Annotated in this window: 4 protein-coding genes; 1 reads left to right on the top strand and 3 read right to left on the bottom strand. The window is 47.2% G+C overall.

What is annotated here, in order from left to right; all coding sequences use genetic code 11:
* Positions 1-1652 (bottom strand): S8 family peptidase (locus LUQ50_RS03775; RefSeq protein ID WP_300036401.1); only part of this gene is annotated, 1652 nt, incomplete at its 3' end.
* A gap of 98 nt (positions 1653-1750) precedes the next feature.
* Between LUQ50_RS03775 and LUQ50_RS03770 the strand changes: the two genes are divergently transcribed.
* Positions 1751-2320 (top strand): Holliday junction resolvase-like protein, encoded by a 570-nt coding sequence (locus tag LUQ50_RS03770; protein WP_300036398.1) that lies wholly within the window; start codon positions 1751-1753, stop codon positions 2318-2320.
* Positions 2321-2328: 8 nt separating this feature from the next.
* On the opposite strand, the gene LUQ50_RS03765 is transcribed toward LUQ50_RS03770, so the two are convergent.
* Together LUQ50_RS03765 and mobB are read right to left on the bottom strand one after the other, a co-directional pair.
* Positions 2329-3276 (bottom strand): hypothetical protein, encoded by a 948-nt coding sequence (locus LUQ50_RS03765; RefSeq protein WP_300036395.1) that lies wholly within the window; start codon positions 3274-3276, stop codon positions 2329-2331.
* 12 nt (positions 3277-3288) lie between these two features.
* Entirely contained in the window at positions 3289-3975 is a 687-nt protein-coding gene (gene mobB, locus LUQ50_RS03760) for a molybdopterin-guanine dinucleotide biosynthesis protein B (RefSeq protein WP_300036392.1), read from the bottom strand.
* Positions 3976-4265 lie beyond the last annotated feature (290 nt).

The following is a 4265-nucleotide window of genomic DNA, read 5'->3' as shown; positions in this document are numbered from 1 at the left end:
GTAGCGGTAGCAGTTGGAGTGGCAGTCGCTGTTGCTGTCGGAGTAGCGGTAGCAGTTGGAGTGGCAGTCGCTGTCGGTGTCGGAGTAGCGGTAGCAGTTGGAGTGGCAGTCGCTGTTGCTGTAGGTGTAGCAGTTGGAGTAGTGGTCACTCCATTTAACGCATTATACGCATTCACACTTCCTCCAGAGACTGTCTTTCCAGAAAGATCAGGAACAGCATCAGTTGAACTCATGATGCGGCTTATTACCTGCGTATTTGAGAGCCCAGGCTCCTTACTCAGGAGAAGGCCGGCAACCCCTGCCACATAAGGAGTAGCCATCGATGTCCCGGACATATAGGCATATTTCTGATTCAGATAGGTACTTTCTATCTTTGACCCTGGTGCTCCCAGATCCACGGAGGTCAACCCATAATTTGAAAATGAAGATCTTGCATTGGTATTGGTGATTGAAGCCACTGAGAGCAGATTCGATGAACTATATGAAGCAGGATAGAACGGAGTTGCATCATTATCATCACCAACACCGTCAGAACCACCATTTCCTGCTGCACAGACCACTAATGCGGATGATGCATCGATTGCATCCTTCAGGGACTGGGTAAAACCGCTTCCACCCCACGAACAGGAGATCACATCTGCACCCATTTTATTGGCATAGAGTATTGCAGAGATTGCATCAGAAGTATATCCACTCCCGGATGAATCCAAAAATTTCAGTGGCATGATCTTCACATTCCAGTTCACACCAGTAACTCCAATCCCGTTATTACCTACCGCTCCAATAATACCGGCACAATGGGTTCCATGCCCATAATCATCAAGGGGATCATTATCCTTATTAGCAAAGTCCCACCCCCGGTAATCATCAATATACCCATTCCCATCATCATCAACTCCGTTGACCTGATCATTGGAATTTATCCACATATTTGCAGAAAGATCAGGGTGAGTATATTCAACCCCGGTATCAACCACCGCAATGGTGACGTCTGATGAACCGGTGGTAAGACCCCAGGCATCAGGGGCATCGATATCGACGCCAGATGTTCCACTCGACTGACCGGTATTGTGCAATCCCCAGAGATCAGTATAATAAGAGTCGTTTGGTGTTACCGTGGATGATGACTGAACAACAGACTCATTTGCGGTAAGGTCAGGAGTCTGAAGCACATAATCGGGCTCAACATACTCGACATTTGCATTCTGTTCATACGCACTCATTGCCTGCGACAGATTACCTTCAGGGACTTGCATAATCGCAAGACCTGGAACCCCGTTCTTTGAGAAGTCCTTCTCTATGGATGCACCTGCTATTGAGTTCGTCTCGGATGCAGCCATTTCAGACACAGAACCAGAAGCATTGGATGTTTTGAACCGGACGATTAACCGATCCGGCGCATGAGGGCGGTTGGAGTCCAGAACATTACTCATGCTCGAGAGGTTGTGAGCCGTTCCTCCTCGTTCATGTGGGGTATCAGAAATATTTGAACTCTGATTCATCATCGGAGAAGTGGCATTTGAAACCACGGGCATCCCGCTCCCATCACCTGGGAACTCAGCCAGGGCACATGGAGTGATAAGCAGCACCCAGGTAAGAACCATCATTATAAGAATTACAAGAAAAAACCGGTTTGAATGTGAAGAGAACATACCTCTTTCAGCATATGAGCGTATTACATTTTAAATGTGATGATTATATTTTATGAAACCGATAGAATGGATATCTTCCACGCCCATATATTACTGGCATGGATTACGAATTTTTCATCATCCTAATTCTCACTGTCCTCATCATATGGATTGGTATCTGCTACATTCGCTTGAAAACATCGCTTGAAGAGCGGGCACGGGTAATGCACGCGCACTGGCGTGATCACGATCTTGTATCATTTCAGTCACGAATCAAAGAACAGGCAGAAGATACCATCAGGAGAGAGACCGATCTGCAGACCCGGAAATGGCAGAATGAAGAGGAACAGAAGATCCGTCGTGATGCGATTAGGAGATCACGGGAGGTGATTCATGGGAAGGTGACCGAACATATGATACCGTTCTTCCCCTCTTTCCCATGGAATCCGTCTGATGCCAGGTTTCTTGGATCTCCAATCGATTTCATCGTCTTCGACGGACTATCAGAAGGTGAAGTCCGCGAAATAATTCTGGTAGAAGTGAAAAGCGGAATAAAGAAAGTCCTCACTCCCCGGGAGCGCTCAGTTGAACGGTGTATCAGCAGAGGAGAAGTATCATTCAGAGTACTCCACCCGGAAGACCTGAAATCATCGGGTCCTGACCAGAACAAGAGATCCAGGATCTGGTAACGCGTATATTATAGCCAGTTCTTCAAACTCTTTTGAACAGTCTTCTGTCCGAATAATCCCTCATAGACCATCGTTCCCACCGAAAGACCTAACTCAAGACTAACCGCGTACACACACCGCTCATTAACCGGACACCGTCTGCACCGGGGACCCGGCCCACAATAACTCATTCCCAGAACATAAAGAGGCCGGTCAAGAATCCAGGGATCTCCGGCAGCAATCATCCGTCCCAGAAACCTGGCCTGGTAAGAAGTAAGTCCGTTTCCCTCTCCACATGCAATCCTTCCTAGAACCCGTGAATCAACCACATCCCCGACAATATCAAACCAACCCTCAAGATAGTGTTCATCTTTCAGGGCACCGATCACCAGGCAGGCGGTAGAACGTGGCACCTTAAGAACCCGGATCCGTTTAAATACCTCCTGTGGATTTTCCAGATATTCATTCCAGATTAATCGAGCATCGCCATGATAGTATCTGACCATCAGTGATGCAACTTCACGGAGGCGTGCATGAACTGCAGGTTCAGGATGAAGATTATACTCCCAGAACTGATCTGCCCACCCTTCAGGTGAATGCAGGATGATACTGCGCCACAGGTTTTCAGGATCATCCAGTATCTCATGAACAAAATAGGCAGTATTGTCCCAGACATCGGTCTTACCGGCATTCTGTTCAAGTATACAGGCACATAAGAAAAGATTCGCGTCCTGCAGGGTAATATCATCATGCCTGGTTCCGGAGAGCCAGGGCCACTCACTCGTGCGAAACCTCGGTTCAAACCGACGCAGAGACAGTAATGTCCGTCCGGTAACCCTAATCAGATCAAGAAGTGAGTGCTGAATTACTTTGGGATCACGACATGAAGAGGCGATATCCTGAATCAGGATTCTCAGTTGTTCAGGATCAGTATCTACCTGATCTGACACAAAAACCGGTTCAGTCATTTCAGGCATAGTTCCTCCGATTCATACCTGAAGTGCCGCCATACACCGATTAAGCGCAGTGATCCCTATCATTCCGGTCTCGGTTATTACAATGATAAAATACCGGTGATGTTCATGCAGGATTGCTTTCTGGACCTTGACTCTGATGCCGGCGACTCCTTCCCATCGACCTATTTCATCCTCAAGATTAGAGCAGATCTTTGATAGTGCTGGAGATAACGTATCCTGTATGTTCCCGGTGATCGAAGAAATAACGCCCCATGGTACTTCACCTATCTCTCTGACTAATCCGGAAATGGTATAATAATCATCAAAAGATGGGAGTAGTTGGATTATCTCTTCCACCCGGGGATTCTTGATAAGAGAGGGGACATCCAGATCTCCCATCACTGCCTTCTGAAACGGAATATTTTTAAAGCCTTCCACTACTGCAAATTCTACCCCGGCGTCAGAGAGGGTATCAAGGGCTGCAACAAGCGAGATAGTCCGGTGGGTGATCATGCTCTTCTCAAGATCAATACCGGTTACTATGGAAGCACCTGCATCATAATGCCGGGAAGTATCCTTTCCAGCAGGGAGATCGCAGATATGATCACCGATATGTTTGATAGTCCCGACCTTCCCGAACGGAGCAAGGGCTGATACGAGATCAAGGATGAAGGTGGTTTTACCTGAACCAGACCATCCCGCAATATGAATGACTTTCATGAAGTGATACCTGAAAACGTGACTGGTGGATTCATAGTGCCTGCCGATGGATCAATTCTCCCACAATCCCGACAAACCTGATCCCTACTCCAGGGATGATATCTCCTTTGTCATCAAGGACTGACTTCTGTATGATTACAGGTGAGAGAAGATGCTACATAAGGACAGTCCTTCGACATCCAGAGAGGATCAGGTCAACAATGCCCATACCCGGTTCGCGTTCAGAAAAAAGACGGAGCCTGGGTATTCCAAATATGTATTATTAAGAATTATTCTTCCAGTTGATGAGC

The sequence above is a fragment of the Methanospirillum sp. genome, from assembly GCF_028679455.1.
Lineage (GTDB): Archaea > Halobacteriota > Methanomicrobia > Methanomicrobiales > Methanospirillaceae > Methanospirillum.
Note: the sequence above shows the minus strand (reverse complement) of the source record. Positions and strands in the feature narration are given on the sequence as shown.

Coding starts and splice junctions, on each gene's coding strand:
- LUQ50_RS03770 (WP_300036398.1), top strand. CDS start 1,751: ATGGATTACGAATTTTTCATCATCCTAATTCTCACTGTCCTCATCATA.
- LUQ50_RS03765 (WP_300036395.1), bottom strand. CDS start 3,276: ATGCCTGAAATGACTGAACCGGTTTTTGTGTCAGATCAGGTAGATACT.
- mobB (WP_300036392.1), bottom strand. CDS start 3,975: ATGAAAGTCATTCATATTGCGGGATGGTCTGGTTCAGGTAAAACCACC.